17 protein-coding genes and 1 tRNA gene are annotated in these 16,332 nt (G+C 48.5%); 9 read left to right on the top strand and 9 right to left on the bottom strand.

The genetic code is table 11. The features are described from left to right. Nucleotides 1–1,092 carry an aromatic ring-hydroxylating dioxygenase subunit alpha gene (locus tag Q0577_RS17345; RefSeq protein WP_298738390.1) on the bottom strand — a complete coding sequence of 364 codons (1,092 nt, stop codon included), beginning with the start codon at nt 1,090–1,092 and terminating at the stop codon, nt 1–3. 275 nt (nt 1,093–1,367) lie between these two features. On the opposite strand from Q0577_RS17345, the gene ligD reads away from it, so the two are divergent. Both ligD and Q0577_RS17335 read left to right on the top strand, forming a co-directional pair. Continuing rightward, nucleotides 1,368–3,404 (top strand): DNA ligase D, encoded by a 2,037-nt coding sequence (gene ligD, locus Q0577_RS17340; protein WP_298738389.1) that lies wholly within the window; start codon nt 1,368–1,370, stop codon nt 3,402–3,404. A 92-nt stretch (nt 3,405–3,496) separates the two neighbouring features. Then, entirely contained in the window at nt 3,497–4,177 is a 681-nt protein-coding gene (locus tag Q0577_RS17335) for a hypothetical protein (protein WP_298738388.1), read from the top strand. A 21-nt stretch (nt 4,178–4,198) separates the two neighbouring features. On the opposite strand, the gene Q0577_RS17330 is transcribed toward Q0577_RS17335, so the two are convergent. Together Q0577_RS17330 and Q0577_RS17325 are read right to left on the bottom strand one after the other, a co-directional pair. After that, nucleotides 4,199–5,173 carry a hypothetical protein gene (locus Q0577_RS17330; RefSeq protein WP_298738386.1) on the bottom strand — a complete coding sequence of 325 codons (975 nt, stop codon included), beginning with the start codon at nt 5,171–5,173 and terminating at the stop codon, nt 4,199–4,201. 25 nt (nt 5,174–5,198) lie between these two features. Then, nucleotides 5,199–7,262 (bottom strand): hypothetical protein, encoded by a 2,064-nt coding sequence (locus Q0577_RS17325; RefSeq protein ID WP_298738385.1) that lies wholly within the window; start codon nt 7,260–7,262, stop codon nt 5,199–5,201. A 96-nt stretch (nt 7,263–7,358) separates the two neighbouring features. On the opposite strand from Q0577_RS17325, the gene Q0577_RS17320 reads away from it, so the two are divergent. Further along, nucleotides 7,359–7,988 (top strand): alpha-ketoglutarate-dependent dioxygenase AlkB, encoded by a 630-nt coding sequence (locus Q0577_RS17320; protein ID WP_298738384.1) that lies wholly within the window; start codon nt 7,359–7,361, stop codon nt 7,986–7,988. A 17-nt stretch (nt 7,989–8,005) separates the two neighbouring features. On the opposite strand, the gene Q0577_RS17315 is transcribed toward Q0577_RS17320, so the two are convergent. Beyond that, nucleotides 8,006–8,416, bottom strand: a complete 411-nt coding sequence (locus Q0577_RS17315) for a hypothetical protein (RefSeq protein WP_298738383.1) — start codon at nt 8,414–8,416, stop codon at nt 8,006–8,008. 120 nt (nt 8,417–8,536) lie between these two features. Beyond that, nucleotides 8,537–9,022 carry a hypothetical protein gene (locus Q0577_RS17310; protein ID WP_298738382.1) on the bottom strand — a complete coding sequence of 162 codons (486 nt, stop codon included), beginning with the start codon at nt 9,020–9,022 and terminating at the stop codon, nt 8,537–8,539. Nucleotides 9,023–9,086: 64 nt separating this feature from the next. Here Q0577_RS17310 and Q0577_RS17305 point away from each other — a divergent pair, with 64 nt between their 5' ends. After that, complete coding sequence (locus tag Q0577_RS17305) at nt 9,087–9,689, top strand: HPP family protein (RefSeq protein ID WP_298738381.1); 603 nt, start codon at nt 9,087–9,089, stop codon at nt 9,687–9,689. A 221-nt stretch (nt 9,690–9,910) separates the two neighbouring features. Continuing rightward, complete coding sequence (locus Q0577_RS17300) at nt 9,911–10,159, top strand: hypothetical protein (RefSeq protein WP_298738380.1); 249 nt, start codon at nt 9,911–9,913, stop codon at nt 10,157–10,159. A 9-nt stretch (nt 10,160–10,168) separates the two neighbouring features. Here the strand turns inward: Q0577_RS17300 and Q0577_RS17295 are convergent, their stop codons facing one another. Both Q0577_RS17295 and Q0577_RS17290 read right to left on the bottom strand, forming a co-directional pair. After that, nucleotides 10,169–10,558, bottom strand: a complete 390-nt coding sequence (locus tag Q0577_RS17295; protein ID WP_298738379.1) for a DUF1801 domain-containing protein — start codon at nt 10,556–10,558, stop codon at nt 10,169–10,171. A gap of 20 nt (nt 10,559–10,578) precedes the next feature. Then, nucleotides 10,579–10,929, bottom strand: coding sequence for a hypothetical protein (locus Q0577_RS17290; RefSeq protein WP_298738378.1), 351 nt, complete (start codon nt 10,927–10,929; stop codon nt 10,579–10,581). Between the two features lie 159 nt (nt 10,930–11,088). Here Q0577_RS17290 and Q0577_RS17285 point away from each other — a divergent pair, with 159 nt between their 5' ends. The 3 genes from Q0577_RS17285 to Q0577_RS17275 all read left to right on the top strand — a co-directional run bounded on the left by Q0577_RS17285 (nt 11,089) and on the right by Q0577_RS17275 (nt 13,704). Further along, the gene (locus tag Q0577_RS17285; protein WP_298738377.1) at nt 11,089–11,376 is read left to right on the top strand and encodes a hypothetical protein; all 288 of its coding nucleotides are present in this window, start codon (nt 11,089–11,091) and stop codon (nt 11,374–11,376) included. A 70-nt stretch (nt 11,377–11,446) separates the two neighbouring features. Further along, complete coding sequence (locus Q0577_RS17280) at nt 11,447–12,250, top strand: hypothetical protein (RefSeq protein ID WP_298738376.1); 804 nt, start codon at nt 11,447–11,449, stop codon at nt 12,248–12,250. A gap of 440 nt (nt 12,251–12,690) precedes the next feature. After that, nucleotides 12,691–13,704, top strand: coding sequence for a heme-binding protein (locus Q0577_RS17275; protein ID WP_298738375.1), 1,014 nt, complete (start codon nt 12,691–12,693; stop codon nt 13,702–13,704). 95 nt (nt 13,705–13,799) lie between these two features. On the opposite strand, the gene Q0577_RS17270 is transcribed toward Q0577_RS17275, so the two are convergent. Continuing rightward, nucleotides 13,800–14,546 (bottom strand): alpha/beta hydrolase, encoded by a 747-nt coding sequence (locus Q0577_RS17270; RefSeq protein WP_298738374.1) that lies wholly within the window; start codon nt 14,544–14,546, stop codon nt 13,800–13,802. Between the two features lie 203 nt (nt 14,547–14,749). Here Q0577_RS17270 and Q0577_RS17265 point away from each other — a divergent pair, with 203 nt between their 5' ends. Beyond that, nucleotides 14,750–15,844, top strand: a complete 1,095-nt coding sequence (locus tag Q0577_RS17265; protein WP_298738373.1) for a hypothetical protein — start codon at nt 14,750–14,752, stop codon at nt 15,842–15,844. Between the two features lie 286 nt (nt 15,845–16,130). On the opposite strand, the gene Q0577_RS17260 is transcribed toward Q0577_RS17265, so the two are convergent. After that, a tRNA-Arg gene (locus Q0577_RS17260) sits at nt 16,131–16,207 on the bottom strand. Nucleotides 16,208–16,332: the final 125 nt, after the last annotated feature.

Genomic DNA, 16,332 nt, shown 5'->3' with positions numbered 1-16,332 from the left:
TTAATGTATTGCTTCCATGAACGATGATATGATACGGTGAAAATGATGCGTGCCCTGCTCTCTTGTTACCGAGTACCGCCCGTGGCGGTAAAAACGCGAACGTACGCCCTGCTGCACGGCCTCCACCACAGCTTCATCTTCCAGCTCTACCGTGTCAAGATCAGCGCCCGCGCCTTTGTGCAACAGCGCTTCTTTCCATACATAGGTAAGAAAAGACACTTTGCATTGTTGGATGGACACCGGTTTGACAATATTGATGCTTAAGCCCCAGGGGTAGAAATTAAACATCATGTTGGGGAAAACGAAGAAATAATAGGCGGCCACCTGCTTACCGTAATCGGGCGAGGATGGCGGCAGATCAAAGCAGTCTTCCGTTGCTTTTGCAATGCCCAGCTGCAGGTTGGCATATGTAAACAGCTCCGTGGTATAATTACCGAAATCTATTACGCTGTTGAGGCCTGCATGCACAAAAGGGATATGAAAGCCCTCCAGGTAATTTTCGCAGTAAAGCGCCCAGTGGGCGTTAACGTGATAGTCACGCGAAAGCTCCGGGCGGAACCTGAACTCCTCCAGCGGCAGCCATCCTACCCGGCTGATCATGTCCTGCAGGTATGGTGTATAAGAGGAAGTAAGACTGGCGGATGCAAACAGCAGCGGTCCCCATTGAAACAGCGGCAGTGACGTGAGATGATCATCCCCGGAGGGAAAATCCTTCACTTCCTTAAATTCGGGCATGGAATGAAAGCTGCCATCCAGGCCAAACATGCGCCCATGGTAGCGGCAGCGCAGGTGGTGCAGCGTACAGGGTTCATGCACCACGATGGTGCCGCGGTGCGTACATACATTGCTGAGGCAGCGGATGCGCCGGTCCTGATCTTTTGTGAGCAGCAGCGGCTCATCCAGGTAGTTTTCCAAAAGCGTGAAAGGATGACACTGACCCGGGGCGCTTACCTGTGTTGCGTCGCCCACCAACTGCCACGAGGGAACGAAGATCCTGTCCTTTGCCGATTCGTATATGGCCGGGTCTGTATAAAAGGCGGTGTCAAGGGTTTTAGCGCGGCTGATATCCGGATCAACAGAGAAACGTGGCATAAAGGACGCTTTTACTGAAGATAAGGATTATCTGCGGATCTCCGGCCTCATCTTAACCGCTACGCGGATAATTTAAAACCGCGGTGATTAGGAAAAAAGGGGCGCAATGGTCAAATTTGGGATAAAGGGTTTGTTTTCATAAAGGTTACTTTTGACCGGATAAACAAATAGGAGTACGTTTAAGGCGGCCGTTATTAAACGGCCGCTGTTTTTTATTACCCATAAAACTTAAAACTGGCACACAATTTTGTCCTGTTTGTATAAACAGCATTATTGTGGCGGGCACTACACAAAGATCCATTAGCGCGGGCATACTCCGTAAGGCGCCTAAAAGCTCCTTTCCGGACACCTTTACCCCTATGCTGGCCACCCTGGCGGATAAGCCTTTTGACCACGAAGGATGGCTGTATGAGATCAAATGGGACGGTTACCGGGCCCTGGCATTCATGAACAAGGGCGCTACGGAATTACGGTCCAGGAATAACAAATCCTTCAATGAGCAGTTTTACCCGGTATATGATGCCGTAAAGGCCTGGAAGCTGCATGCGGTGCTGGATGGCGAGATCGCGGTGCTCAACCCCTCCGGCCAGTCTGATTTCAGCCTGCTGCAGCAATGGCGGAGCGAAGCGGATGGCCGCCTGGTTTACTATGTATTTGACATTCTCTGGCTGAATGGCCGCGATCTGAGCGGACTGCCCCTATCCACACGCAGAACCGTACTGGAAGAGCAGATACGCAAGGCGCCGGGAGATATCATCCGTTTAAGCGAGCGATTTGAAACTACCGGTACGGAGTTTTTTAACGTTGCAAAACAGATGGGACTGGAAGGCATTATCGCCAAACGGGCAGACAGCCACTATCATCCCGGGGAACGCAGCAGGGACTGGCTGAAGATCAAGACCAGCAACCGCCAGGAAGTAGTGATAGGCGGCTATACGAAGAACGAAGGTTCCGGCAAACCTTTCAGCTCGCTGCTGGTAGGCGTTTATGAAAAAGGGAAACTGCAGTATACCGGGAAGATAGGCACCGGCTTCAATACACAGCTGCAAAAGCAGCTGCTGCAGCAGTTCAAAAAACTGGAGGTGAAGAAATCTCCGTTTACCGTTGTGCCGGATGTTAACAAGCCTTCACGCTTCAGGCCCAACCCGCCAAAGGCCGCCGCCATCTGGGTAAAACCGCAGCTAGTATGCGAAGTGAGCTTCCGGGAAATGACCAGTGACGGCGTCATGCGGCACCCTTCTTTTGAAGGTATGCGGGAAGACAAAGGCGCCAAAGATGTAACACGGGAAGAAAAGGTACCTGTCAAAGCAATAGTGGACAATGGCAAGCTGAAAACCGGCAAGAAGGTCCTTACACCGGAAAAACCATCCTCCCGCAAAACCCTGCTGAACCCTTCGGAGCAGACACAGGTAAGAGAGATCGGCGGACATGCACTGAAATTCACCAATCTCAGCAAAGTATTCTGGCCAAAAGAAAAGATCAGCAAACGGGATATGCTGAACTACTACTACCAGGTGGCGCCGTATATGCTGCCGTATATGAAAGACAGGCCCCAATCGCTGAACCGTCATCCCAACGGTATCAACGGCAAAAGCTTTTACCAGAAGGATGTAACGGGCAAAGTGCCCGACTGGATTGCACAATTTCCCTATCACAGCGATGCAGACAACAGGGATAAGAACTTCCTGGTATGTACCAACGAAGCCAGCCTGCTGTATATCGCCTCGCTGGGATGTATTGAGATGAACCCCTGGAGCAGCCGTATACAACACCCGGATCATCCCGACTGGTGCATCATAGACCTGGACCCCGATAAGAACACGTTTGAACAGGTGATACAGGCCGCGCAGGTAACCAAACAGGTACTCGATGCGGCAGCAGTGCCTTCCTGCTGCAAAACGTCCGGATCAACGGGTTTGCATATCTACATTCCGCTGGGTGCAAAATACACCTATGAACAATCCAAGGAGTTTGCCCGGCTGATCGTGAAGCTGGTTAACAAAGAGCTGCCCGGCTTTACTACCATTGAGCGTAAAACGGCCAACCGGCAACGGAAGATGTACCTGGACTTTTTACAGAACCGCCCGCAGGCAACGATCGCGGCCCCCTACTCGCTTCGTCCCAAACCCGGCGCCACGGTATCCATGCCTTTACATTGGGAGGAAGTGAAAAAAGGCCTGCAAATGAAAGACTTCCATCTGAAAAACGCCATTGCACGCATCACGGAGGAAGGCGATCTTTTTAAGCCCGTACTGGGCAAAGGCATTAACATGCAAAAGGCATTAAAAAAGCTGGAAAGCTTCTATTTCTGAATTTCTCTCCGCATATTTGTATACGCCTTAACCCAATTTAACGACCGTTAAATTATCTAAACCTTGGCTTCGCCAACCAAAAAATTTTAATCATGATCCGACGCTACAAACCCGTGCCCATGCTGCTGGGTATTGCGGTGACCTGTGTAAACCTGCTCTCCTCCTGCAGTAAAGACAAAGCAACACCACCTGATCAGCCGCTTATCTTACAGGAAGATTTTGATTCAGCTGATAACCTCCTATGGCAAACCGGTAACAACGGCACCGTTGTAACGGCGGTAAAGAATGGCTGGTTTGTGGTCAGCTATCTTTCAAAGGATATGGGAACGTATAGTTTCTGGTCGGCCGCCAGCCTCTTTCCTGTGGAGCGGCAAACGGGCAGTGTAGAGCTGCTTTTCCGCCATACTGCAGGGCATGCATATGATAAGGCAGGACTGGTATTCGGTGTTACCAATAACCAGGATTATGTGGCTTTTACCATTGGAGAAAAAGAGTTCCGGATCTTCCAGGTAGTGGGCGGCCAGACTACCAACCTGGTGAACTGGACAAGGTCTGCGGCGATCAAAGGAGAATTGAATGAAGATAATAAACTCAAGGTGCAGCTAACGAAAGAGAAATTGTTTTTTTATATCAATGATCAGAAAGTGGTGGAGATGATGAAAAGCACGGCTGCAACAACGTTAGACCGGATTGGTTTCCAGATGATTAAGGCATCTACGGAAGTGGATAGCAGTACGTTTATGATAGATTACGTGAAGGTGGGAAGAGAGTAGGGAGACGGCAGCTGAAGCCCCTCACCTCACCCTCAGCGTTTGCGCAATCTTCTTTATTTCTGCCATCAGCTCCGGATGTTTATCAAAAACATTTCCTGCAAATACAATCGTAGCTTTATTATTCCCGGTTACTACCTGGTAGGTTGTTACTGTTCTGCCTTCATAAGTACCGGTAAAAGTAAGCTCATGTGCATATTTGCCATTGATGGTAATATTCCGCTCCTGGTGCTGAAGTATTTTAATCTTACCAGACCTGTATTGGTCCAGCATTTTCAGTGAATGCGCTTTCAGCTCCGCAGCATCTTTCAGCGCGGGCAGGGTTTGCACCAGTATCATATGCTGATATGGATCAGTGGTATCATTCTTCCCTCCTACGGTGTAGAAATACAGTTGCTGCGACATATTCCCCGCGTATTGAAATTGGGTGTTGGCAAGGTTCAGCGTATAATCCGCAGATTCATTTACTACCGGCTGAATGTGCTCATCCACATACAGCGATAAAAGCGCCCGCAGTATTTCATCCCTGGAAACCTGGTCATTGGCAGGCACCTGGCCGGTGGCCATCACTGCAAAATCCTTATTGCCGAATGTCAGCACGATCTGTTCAATACCGGATGCAGGAGAACCGGCATAGTAAAGTAAAGCATTATAGTTTCCCAGCTTAAGTTCCTTCCGGTAATACATGGGCGGCAGCTTGCCGCTCCTGATGGCATCATCGTATTCTTTGATGATATCTGTTTTACGGATGTCAAAATTTACGGACTGGCTTTCAAATACCTGGAAATAGGTATGATTGTTTTTCTGGAACCTGGCTAATTGCTGCTGCAGCCGGTAACCTTTGGGCTTCACTACGAATACCCGGGTGCCGGGTATCTGCACATGTGCACTTTGCTTTACCACCTGTACACGGTTGGGGATATAGAGTTCCTTTTTTGTTTGTGCGAAACAACAGACAAAAGCAAAACAATACCCGGTAAGCAGTGCAATAAATTTCATAGCCAGCAAATTTAGGCATTAGGCCCTACATATACCATTGGTATTCCCAGCCTTTCCAGCCGTTACCATCATGCCAGTTGCACCAGGTGATGTAGTTGTTCCCCATAGGATGCTTATTAACACCAGTGCCCCATATATGCTGGGTTTTATGCCTGTCCATAACGCCTGTAATATTATGCAGCACGGGTTTGTAAAAATCGCCGTCTTTGTTCCAGGTGGACTGCCAGCCCGTCCATTGCCGCTCTACCTCGCTTACATTCAGCCACAACGCACCATCCATATCAATCCCCCACAGGTAAAGGCCATCACGCCCATCTGTTACAGCGTTAAAGGACTGCATTCGGGGCGTATCGGGAAAAGCGTACCAGCCACTCCATTTTCCATCATCGTGCGTATTACAATACAAGATATTGTCTGTTCCGAGGCCCAGGACATATACGGTTTTGTCAATATCAGGAACCGCAAGAACAGACTTCAGCGGCGGAGGTTCATCCCAGTTATACTGCCAGCCGCTCCAGCTGTCTCCCTTGTGACTGATAAGGTATAGCGTATTATCCGGCGCCATGCCAACGATAAACAGGTTATTTTTGCTATCTGTGGCAGCCGTAATGCTTTTGAGCCGGGGAGCATTATACCAGCCTGACATCCATCCGCTCCAGCTGTTTCCCACGTGCCTGTTGAGGTATACGGTGTTATCAGGAGCAATACCGAAAACATATACCGTGTTTTTTGTGTCGGCAAAAGCCGTAATGCCGGACAGTTTAGGCGCCTGGTGCCAGTTAGCCTGCCAGCCGCTCCACCTGAAGTTGGTCCGCTTATTGACATACAGGGTATTATCGGTACCAATACCAAAAACATGCAGGTTGCCGGATGCGTCCCAGAGGGTAGTAACGAACTGCATGGCAGGCGCTTTGTTCCAATTCTTTGACCACTCCAGCCATATACCCCGGAAGCGGATATTGAGATAAAGGGTATTATGCACGTCCACCGCAAAGACATAGAGGTCATTGTTGCTGTCGCATACAGGCGAGATCTGTTTTAACAGCAGCGGGTCAAAGAATTTGCTGCTCCAGCCCAACTGCTTGGCGCTATACCGGCAAAGGTTCAGCGTAGTTTTATTCATCAGGCAGCCTACCTGCCGGTTACCCGCGCAGTTGATACAGTTCATATTGGGGATCTGCAGGTATCCGCTGGGACCGCAGCCACAGCCGCTATGCTCATATTCATCTGCCGCTCCGAATATGTGCGCAACTTCATGTGCAAACACCTGGTGGAGCCCGTCCGGGCCCCAATCACCAACGGGATATTGTATACAGGTGCGAACGCCCCCCGCATACGCAACATGGTATAAAGGATATTTGGTAATAAACGCCACAAAGGACCAGTCTGTTTCGTTGATGCGCTGCAGCTGGTTGGCAAACAACTCAAGGCTTTCTTTCTGGGGCGGAAAACCTAACTGTTGTAAGACCGGGTTCCGCCATAACGCTTCACAGGGATCTTCTTTCCTGCCGCAGGAACCGGGTGGCAAAGGTATTACGTCTACTGTCTTTATGTGGATATTGTAAACGAAAGAGATGTTGGCCCTCGGCTCTGCATGGACCAGGAATTGGAGTCCCTTCATCACTTCTGCAACGATCTTTACCATTTCATCGTATGTAAAACCGAGGCCGGGTGTGGTGCCGGCTACGAGCACCAGGCCCATGGCAACAGAGCCGATCAGGTAAAGGCTGGTGGAGGTTCCGGTAGAGCCCAGGATTTCAGTCCCTGCTTCACTTCGAGCTTGCAGTGTTAAGGGAGGCTCAAATCCGAAAGCATCCCAGGAGAGATCTTCCGGGGGACCAGCTGCTGTCTTTGCAGACAAGTTTACCTGCGATAAATGCCAGGCATCGAACGCAAGCTTTGATTTATCATCCAGCGGCCCGTATTGCTGCTCCCGGCTGTACCTTAATTTACCGACATCTGAGATGTCAGGCAGGATCGCCACGAATATGTAATTGGTGAACTGTTGGGTGATACGCCCACCCAGCAATTTAATCTCATCTGCTGCAGCAGCTATCTTCCGGGTAAAAAGCAGGATATCGTTGGTCATGGTAAAGGGATGTTGGCAATGAATAAATATACGCTTTTCCCGGTGACTGATCAGACCGGAATTACTAACTTTCTTAGCATTTCGTATCTTTACAGGATGACACTGTTTGACGAGACGGCCTTGTTTGACGAAGGAAAGAAACGGTTTACGGATTTTCATCTTCCGGATGCGGATCTGCGCCTGTGGGAGCAGTTTTTCAGTAAAGACGCATCGGATCACTACTATAAAACTTTGAAGGATCATACCCCCTGGCAGCAGCGGGTACGGAAAATGTATGACCGGGTGCTGCCGGATCCGCGGCTGACCGCCTTTTACGGCGGACAAAAGGGACTTCCCTGGACCCCTGCCCTGCTGGAAATAAAAGAGAAAGTGGAAGCGGAATGCGGAATCGTTTTTGATCGTGTGCTGCTCAATTACTACCGGGATGGCAATGATGCTGTGTCCTGGCACAGTGATACGCTTCCTTCAGATGGCAGGCATCATGAAATTGGTTCGGTAAGCTTTGGAGAAACGCGCCTGTTTAAAGTGCGGCATAAAACGGATAAACAGGGCGCCCGGCTGGATATCCCGCTGACGCATGGCAGCTTTTTGCTGATGGGCGCCAGCATGCAGGATCATTACGAACATCATGTACCTAAAACCACCCGCGAGGCCGCAGGCCGGATCAATTTAACGTTCAGGATAGCAGACCTTTCCAAGCCGGTGTATCTTATAAAGGCCGGTTAAAAGGCCGGTTAAACAGCTTACAGGCGTACCCGCAGCAGCTCCTCTCCCAGGTCGTGCAAGCCTTTCAGGATACGCTGCTTCTGTTTATCGGAAGCAAAGCTAAGACCTGATTTATATTGCCTTAACAAGGATGGATTGAGGCCAATACGTTTGGCCAGGTTGGTAACATCCAGCATACCGAAATGTTCGAAAAGGCTGACCATATCGTATTTGTAAATGAATTCAAGATGGCCGTTGTTAAGCCAGGGTTCGGGACTGGTTTTACGGCGGGCGTGCGCTTCGAGCGCTGCATGAATGGCATCGTGCAGATCCTTTTTGGCCTGGTGCACATTAACACCGTAGCCGGTAATGCCGGGAAGGGCCTCTGAACGGGCTTCGAAGCCCGTGGAAGATGCTTCGATAATAACGGTTACCTTTTTGTTTTTCATGTATTCCGGTTTTAGGGGCCACTGCTATAAATATAACACTAATGTTATGGTTAACAAAATTAATTTATAACGGTAGTGTTATATTCTGCTAACGAGGTGATTCCCTTCCGGCAGGAACTTTTATCCAGCTACCGCTTTGGTTTCCCAGTCGCGTTTGATCTTCAGCAGCATTAACACGTAGGGTATTTTCAGCGACATAATGAATACTGAGCTCAATATTGAGAGGGTAAAATCTCCTGGATGTAATGATATCAACCTGAAAGTGCCATAGCACCGGAATACCAGGAAAAGCAGGGTGACAAACAGGGCCAAAAGAAGGGCCCACTTTTTTTCGAGCAGCAGGAAAAGATTGGCCATTACGTTCAGCAATGTAATCACGAGACCGGGTATTATCATTCCCAGGGCAACAACGAGGGAAATACCTCCATCTGTTACGGGTTGCCGGTACTGTAAAAAGGAGTATATCACATTTATGAAGGAAAACGCTGAGGTTATCATGAAAAACCAGACGAATATCTTCAGGGACAGTGGCATCAGCTGGCGGCGGCGTATGTAGGTTTCCCGGAGGAAATCCTCGTCGAAAACAGACGACTGTTGATCTTGCATAAGTATAAGGATAGAACGAAAATAGGAAAATTTAACGGAGCGATATAATTTCGCCCGCTGATCTATGGAAAAGATGTTGAAAAAGCGCTTCAGGAAGGCGCGGTATATTTTGTACAAGGAGACGATGATAGATACACGGGAGCATATCTGGACTTTCATCGGCTCGTTCATAGGCATTGGCTTGATCGGGTTTCTTAACAGCAAATATTTTACGGCCTCAGACAATCTTTTCCTGATCGGATCATTCGGAGCATCTTCAGTATTGATTTACGGGATCATTAACAGTCCCCTGGCACAGCCCCGGAACCTGATAGGCGGACATGTGATCTGTGCGCTGGTGGGGGTCACCTGTCACAAACTGGTGCCTGATCTGTTGTGGCTGAGCGCTGCGCTGTCTGTTGCCTGGTCTATTGTACTTATGCAGGTAACGAAGACATTGCATCCGCCCGGCGGGGCAACGGCGCTGATAGCGAATATCGGATCGCCGAAGATCCAGGCGCTGGGATATTTTTATGTGATCAGCCCGGTGCTGACAGGTGTGTTGATCTTGTTCCTGGTGGCGCTGGTGTTTAATAATGTAACGCCGCACAGGAAGTACCCGAGAAACAGGGAGTGGTATAAGGTGTGGCAAAGGAGTTATGGGAGGAGTCGATACAAACGATATTAGTGGCTCAGGATGGAAGTACCATCATCCCCTGTTACGCCAAGATCATTTTCTAACGAGGTTTCACTTGTAACTGTAATTTCATAACTCCCCGTCTGCTTATGTATGAACTCAGTTAGATCATTAAATATCTGCTCTTTCATGTTCTATTATCTACTTAACGTCTGACTCCAGGTTTACATATTAAGCGCCGATCAATTAACTTTGGGTATAAATTTACAACTATGGACACCAGAGCCACTATTCCCCCCGGAGGAAGCTTCTATCCCATGATCATGGAGCTGTATGAAAAAAAGCAGGTGGCGGCCATCCTTTATGAGGACAATGGCGTTACACGTGCCAACGGACTGATTGAGAGCGTATTTGAACGCGACGGCAGACGATGGTTCAGGCTGGAAGACCAGACGGAGATCAGGATAGATAAGCTGTATGCGGTGAACGGCCTGTTTTCATCGGATTATTCGGAATGCTGACTGCAACGGTTAACTCAACCGCTCCAGCACCCCCTTCCGCTTTACAATATTCTTATAATCCCATTGGATCTTTGCCGACTTCTCCAGCCAGCGTTTCAGCAGTGCCGTATCTACCTGCTTTACATCGGTATAACGGGCTTCGGCGGCCTTGAAGCTCCCCTCCGGCTGTAAGCCTTCCTCCTCAAAGGATTGCCCGCTCCAGAATAATAATCGTACCGCGTCTTTCAGTTTGCTGTAACCAACAATAGGATTACCATTGAGAAACCAAACCGGATGCCGGTGCCAGATCTTATTTTCCGCCCCGGACAGGTGCTGATCTATTTCCCTGGCCAATAGCTGACAGATCGCTTTATCAGCGGGAGACAAAGCTTCATTGTATGCCTGTACGTCTTGATGCATATTGATTATGTATAGGTGATTTATTCGACAAAGTGCCAGCAAACACCTGCCACATCAATAATATTCACCTCTTTACCGTAGGGCTGCTGTGTTACATTGCCTATACGTATGCCAAAGCGTTCCGGAAGCTGCTTATCGATCACATATTTCCTGAAGTCATGCACATTATCAACATTTACGGTTAACATGAAGTTTTCCGCAAACCCGGGGGCATCATAGTGCTGCAAAATAAACCGGCAGCCATCCTTCTCAAAACCGGCATAGCCATGGGCATCAAAGCTGATGTTGAAGCCCAGTTCCAGGAATAACTGCTTTGACCGCTCAAAGTCTTTTCCCGAAGGAACAAATGGTTGTAAGGCGAGGAATTTCATATCTAAATATAAGTCAATCAGGGGAAAAATCGTCCGTTTCCGGACGCTGAACGCCCAGCCCTGAACAGGTATATAAAATATTCATACATAAATATCGCTGCTGTATACGCTTCAGAAGTGGCAACTTTCTTGTGAAAGCAATTGCATAATCCATGCGCTATGAGTCACATCGTCGTTCCTATCCCCCCTCTCCCGGGTAAGCAGGAGATAACAGTAGCGGTGACCATCAACAACCAGGAGCAGCAGCTGCACTACCGGGTGGAGCTCTTTTACTGGGATGACTGTTCCAACCCCATGGGTCACCGGGCAGACTGCATCAGCGAAATGCTGGCACATCATGATCCCGGATGGATGGTATACTATATCGGGGCCCCGACAGACAAATTTGTACCTATTACGTTTGTGAGCAAGGAAAGCAGGAAGCTGTTGCAGATGACCCGCACCTGAATTTGGCAGGCTGCATGGCATTTAAAATCAGTATATTCGTTATACCTTAAACAGGAAATAACGATACTATATGAAGGCATATACCTTGTTTATGCTGCTGCTATTGTTTACCGTAGCCGCTTATTCACAAACTACCATCAACAATTTCAAGTATGTACTGGTACCTGAAAGATATGATTTCCTGAAGGAAGATAACCAGTATGGCCTGAATGTTACCACCAAACTGTTACTGCAGCAAAAAGGATTTACGGCTTTTATGGAGGAAGAAGCGCTGCCCGCAGAACTGACCGCCAATAAATGCAATGCACTCAAGGCCGAAGTGATCCAGAAAAAAGGCCTGTTCGTTACCAACCTTACCCTGCTGCTGAAGGATTGCCAGGGCAATATCGTCTTTAAAAGCAAGGAAGGTAAAAGCAGGGAGAAGGAATTTATGGCCGCCTATAACCTGGCGCTGAGAGACGCTTTTACCACCCTGAACGATACGGAGTATAAATATGATGGCACCGTGTTTACGCCACCTCAGCAGGCAACAATGGCAGCTGCGCCAACGCCGGCTCCTCCCGCTGCAGCCCCCGCTCCTGCCCAGACGGCGCCCGCCGCAGCTGCACCCGCAACCGCACCGGCGGCAGCAGCAACAGCCACAGCTGGTGAAAGCGCCGGTACCCTATATGCGCAAACTACGCCGACCGGTTATCAGCTGATCGATACTACTCCTAAAAAAGTGCTGACATTGCTGAAGACCTCCATGCAGGATTACTTCATAGCGGAAGATGGAACGTCTAACGGCGTTGTTTTCAAAAAGAATAATGAATGGTATTTTGAAAGCTATAAAGATGGGAAACTGGTATCGCAGCAACTGCAGATCAAATTCTGATGCATGTTATCCCATCAGTAAATCCATCAGGCTTATCATATCAAAATGACTACACCGAACAGCTGTCAGCTTACACGGAAAAGCTGTCAGGTGGAGGCTTACAGCTGTCATCTTTCATCGAATACCTTTGATCTGTCACGTCCGTTCTGTCAGCTTGCACGATACATCTGTCAGCTTACATGACATACCTGTTATCTTTCATCGAACACCTTCGATCTGTCACGTCCGTTCTGTCAGGTGGAGACGCCGTTCTGTAATCTTACATCGATGTTCTTCCATCTGTCAAGCTATTTTGAGCTGCTGGCAAAAAAGATCGTTGAACCCGGGCAGAATTTTGTTAATCCGGCGCACTGAATGCCGCTTATGACGAAAAAAGAATTAACTTGGTTTTTATACATCACATAATAATCTCTCAACTTTAACCAAAACACGACCACAACATGACCTCTCCATTAAACCGTTTTGGCATGGGCGCACGCTTTGTGTCCGCCGATCTGCTCAGCGAAGTTGACCTTGGCCCTTTAAAACAACTGGTAGGCGAATGGGAAAGCGTACCATTAACCACTACCAGCCCTGACGGCGTGGTACAACCGCTTGCCGCCGGCTGGAACGTCATCTCCGTACCGGGAAACGGTAACTTCGTTTTTGAGGTGATCCCCTATAAAGAGAACCTGAAATTCTCTGCGGTAGCTGTTCAGGCAGGTAACCGCGGACCAGTGCTGGGAGATACACAATTTGACCAGGAGATCTTCGGCCTGTTCTATGAACAGCAGATCGTGAGTGTATGTAATACGGACTTTTGTAACAGCAGGGGTTTCAGCAACGGTACGGTCATCCATGCAGAAACGGGGCTTTTCCTTTACATCACCAATTACAACGGTGGTTTTACCATTGCCCGTTTAGGTACGGTGCCGCACGGAAATGCACTGCTGGCCCTGGGCGCCTCTTCTGAAACGTCCAACCCGGGAACAAAGTTCTTCCCGGTGATCTCCTCCAAGGCTGTTAACCTCGATGGCTCCGATCTGGCGCTGTTGGGATACAATGACAAGATCATCGGCGCCCCGCAGTTTAAAGACTTTAACCAGGTAGACCCGAACGCCTTCCTGCAATCCACCCTGGAAACCATTGCAGGTACAGGCTCCATCACGACCATGACTACACTGGAGATGTCTACCAATAATCCCGACGCCACCGGCGGGATCCTCAATATTCCATTTATACAGTCTAACGTGACCGCCACTACGCTGAATGCCACTTTCTGGCTGGAAAACATCAGCGGCGGCAGTGAAACGGAACTGTTGCAATATTCACAGACCATCAACCTGGTGTTTCCGCCGGTTGGTACGGTAACGCCGATTGTCTGGCCGCATATTACCATCAGTACGCTGAAAAGAACGCCGGCAGCGGTAACAGCCGCCAATGCACCGGGATCAACAGGTGTGCCGCAATTGTAAGGATAGCCTGGTGTACTGAAGTACTACACGAAATGAAAAAGGACAAACCGGATGCAGTACTGGTTTGTCCTTTTTTATGAAGCAGATCGGGCTGATCATTGCCCTGTACAGGCCCTGATGATCAGCGATGATACTTCATCAGGATGTGATTCGAATACTGCATGACTGGCGCCTTTCACTTCCACGGTTTTACTTTTGGCCCTGTCTGCATACATTCTTTCAAGCTCGGGGTTGATGATACGGTCTCCTCCGGCTACCATATACCAGCTTGGCTTTGTTCTCCACGCGGGGTGCTGGATCACGGCATGGAACACGGCATCTGCAGTAGGCATTTGAGCATTGGCCATAAAGGCGGCTCTTGCTTCAGGAAGATCTGCTGCAAAATCTGCCGGGAAATGGGCAGGATCAATGTAGTCGAAACCATCTGCGGGTTTCTGCAGGGACTTGTAAGCGGGAGGATAGCGCTTGCCGTTGTCGGCTTCAGACTCTCCTTTGTCCGGCGCATGAGCGGCTATATACACCAGTCCTGCCACCTGCTGGTGATTGCCCGCTTCGGTGATCAAACCGCCGCCATAACTGTGCCCTACAAGTATGCATGGTCCGTCCTGTTTGTTCAGCACCCGTTGTATGGCGGCCAGATCTTCTTTAAATGACGTGAGGGGCTGTTGTACAACGGATACCTGGTATCCCTGTTTAACCAGGATATCATACACAGGCTGCCAGCCGGAGCCGTCTACAAATGCACCGTGTACCAGTACCACGTTCTTAATCTTCTCAGTTGGCTGTGCGGATGTTGTTATGCCGGATAACACGCACATCATAGCCAGGAGTAAATGCTTCATAGTGTGTAGATTTTATGGAATGTGAATGTGTACACGATCTGGAATACAAATGTACTGACTACATGACCAGTAAGTTGCAAGGGCAGTATATTTTCGTTTAACCATGTTTAATAAAAAGTTCTTCAGTATTTTATCCATCGTATATTCGATCAGATCATTTTCGTTTTTAATAATATCACGCTTTTATTCTCTAACTTGCCTGTATGAAGGCCATTTACATAGTGCTCATCATTATTATCCCCGCTGCTTTATACCTGCTGTTTTCAAAATTTAAGATGAAAGGCAACTATGATGTGCTCCCGGAAGCATATGCAGGATATCAGTCTGTCGATAGCGTTCAAAGCATTCAAAGCGGCAACGTTATAATGCAGCTGTTATTCGAAAGTCAGGAGCAGATACAGTCTTTCCTGGCCGAAGACAGTAATGTGATCATTTACACCGTTCATGGAAAGACAGGAAATTCGTTTTACAAGATCGCGTCCAGTGGTGCTATCGCAGACTCGCTGATGATCGATAGCAAGGCAACCGACCTGGCATTTGTAAAAGGGTTTATTATCGATAAAAAGAAAAATGAGTACTATAACTGGACGTTTACCGGGAACAAAGCAGCCATTGGTATACCAGCCGAAAATGCCGGTCTTACCTGGGATGCCGGCCGTCAGCAAAGCAGGCTTGCCTATATCAGGAATTTGCCCGGCCCGGTGTATGTGGATTACCGGTTTGAAAGTCCTTCGCCGCAACAGGCGCCTGCGGGTGAGATCCAGACAACACAAGCGGTTACCAACTTCGCTGTGCTGATCTACTTTAACGGTAATGACTGGTCGCAGTTCAATACCACGCTTAATATCAGCCAACACTTTCCCTGGTCGTATACGGAACAGCTTTTATGGAACAATCTTTTTAAACGGATAGATAAACGCGCACCTCATGACAGGGCGATCATTCCATCAGCAGCTGTGAGGTATCGTTACTTTCATAAGCTGCCAATGGAGAAAGTGCGCTTTTCAGGCGGGGGAGGTAATGCGGCGGGCTTTACTGAGGAGCTTTACCCCGGGTATCTCTTTAGCGATATCGCATTTCAGGAAGATACTATAAGAATAAAGCAGCACATGTATCTAAACGTAAAATCGCGCGGTTCAGTGATTGAAATTGATGGTAACCGGCCCGGGGTTTTCTACGGCAATAAGGTGCAGCCGATTGAACAAATAGATGGGTATATGTATTATACTAATCCTGCTTTGCAGTATGCGCTTTTTGCTGATAGTGATAAGCGGATATACCGGATCAGGAAGTTGTAGGAGTTGGGGGATAAATAGCGCTAAAAAGAAAACTGTTACGCATCAATTACATATTACGACGGAATTCCCATACCAGCAACTACCCTTGCCCAATTACGTACAGACTCCCTCACCTGGGTAATGATGTATTTCATCGATTCGATATTTCCCGAAAAACTGATTTTTGACGGAGAACATCATCGAACCGCAAGCGTTAACGAAGCTATGCGGGTGATGTTCACAATTGACGGGGCATTCCGCCAAAAAGAAAATGGGACAAACCTTTCATTTGAAGATTTGTCCCATTTGGTGAACCGGATTGGATTCGAACCAATGGCCTGCTGCTTAGAAGGCAGCTGCTCTATCCAGCTGAGCTACCGGTCCAGTATTTTTATATTTTAGTTTATAGTTCCCTTTCTTTCCAAGGACCTTCCCGACTGGAAGTCGGGATGCGCTATCCAGCTGAGCTACCGGTCCAGTATTTTTATATTTTAGTTTATAGTTCCCTT

Source organism: uncultured Chitinophaga sp., from assembly GCF_937898475.1.
Lineage (GTDB): Bacteria > Bacteroidota > Bacteroidia > Chitinophagales > Chitinophagaceae > Chitinophaga.
This window is presented reverse-complemented; position numbering and strand designations above follow the sequence as displayed.

What these genes read in the sequence shown, in the direction of transcription:
- Q0577_RS17285 (WP_298738377.1), top strand. Translation starts at nt 11,089, where the DNA reads ATGAGTCACATCGTCGTTCCTATCCCCCCTCTCCCGGGTAAGCAGGAG.
- Q0577_RS17325 (WP_298738385.1), bottom strand. Translation starts at nt 7,262, where the DNA reads ATGACCAACGATATCCTGCTTTTTACCCGGAAGATAGCTGCTGCAGCA.
- Q0577_RS17290 (WP_298738378.1), bottom strand. Translation starts at nt 10,929, where the DNA reads ATGAAATTCCTCGCCTTACAACCATTTGTTCCTTCGGGAAAAGACTTT.
- Q0577_RS17295 (WP_298738379.1), bottom strand. Translation starts at nt 10,558, where the DNA reads ATGCATCAAGACGTACAGGCATACAATGAAGCTTTGTCTCCCGCTGAT.
- Q0577_RS17265 (WP_298738373.1), top strand. Translation starts at nt 14,750, where the DNA reads ATGAAGGCCATTTACATAGTGCTCATCATTATTATCCCCGCTGCTTTA.
- Q0577_RS17335 (WP_298738388.1), top strand. Translation starts at nt 3,497, where the DNA reads ATGATCCGACGCTACAAACCCGTGCCCATGCTGCTGGGTATTGCGGTG.
- Q0577_RS17315 (WP_298738383.1), bottom strand. Translation starts at nt 8,416, where the DNA reads ATGAAAAACAAAAAGGTAACCGTTATTATCGAAGCATCTTCCACGGGC.
- Q0577_RS17330 (WP_298738386.1), bottom strand. Translation starts at nt 5,173, where the DNA reads ATGAAATTTATTGCACTGCTTACCGGGTATTGTTTTGCTTTTGTCTGT.
- Q0577_RS17280 (WP_298738376.1), top strand. Translation starts at nt 11,447, where the DNA reads ATGAAGGCATATACCTTGTTTATGCTGCTGCTATTGTTTACCGTAGCC.
- Q0577_RS17300 (WP_298738380.1), top strand. Translation starts at nt 9,911, where the DNA reads ATGGACACCAGAGCCACTATTCCCCCCGGAGGAAGCTTCTATCCCATG.
- Q0577_RS17270 (WP_298738374.1), bottom strand. Translation starts at nt 14,546, where the DNA reads ATGAAGCATTTACTCCTGGCTATGATGTGCGTGTTATCCGGCATAACA.
- Q0577_RS17320 (WP_298738384.1), top strand. Translation starts at nt 7,359, where the DNA reads ATGACACTGTTTGACGAGACGGCCTTGTTTGACGAAGGAAAGAAACGG.
- Q0577_RS17345 (WP_298738390.1), bottom strand. Translation starts at nt 1,092, where the DNA reads ATGCCACGTTTCTCTGTTGATCCGGATATCAGCCGCGCTAAAACCCTT.
- Q0577_RS17275 (WP_298738375.1), top strand. Translation starts at nt 12,691, where the DNA reads ATGACCTCTCCATTAAACCGTTTTGGCATGGGCGCACGCTTTGTGTCC.
- Q0577_RS17310 (WP_298738382.1), bottom strand. Translation starts at nt 9,022, where the DNA reads ATGCAAGATCAACAGTCGTCTGTTTTCGACGAGGATTTCCTCCGGGAA.
- Q0577_RS17305 (WP_298738381.1), top strand. Translation starts at nt 9,087, where the DNA reads ATGGAAAAGATGTTGAAAAAGCGCTTCAGGAAGGCGCGGTATATTTTG.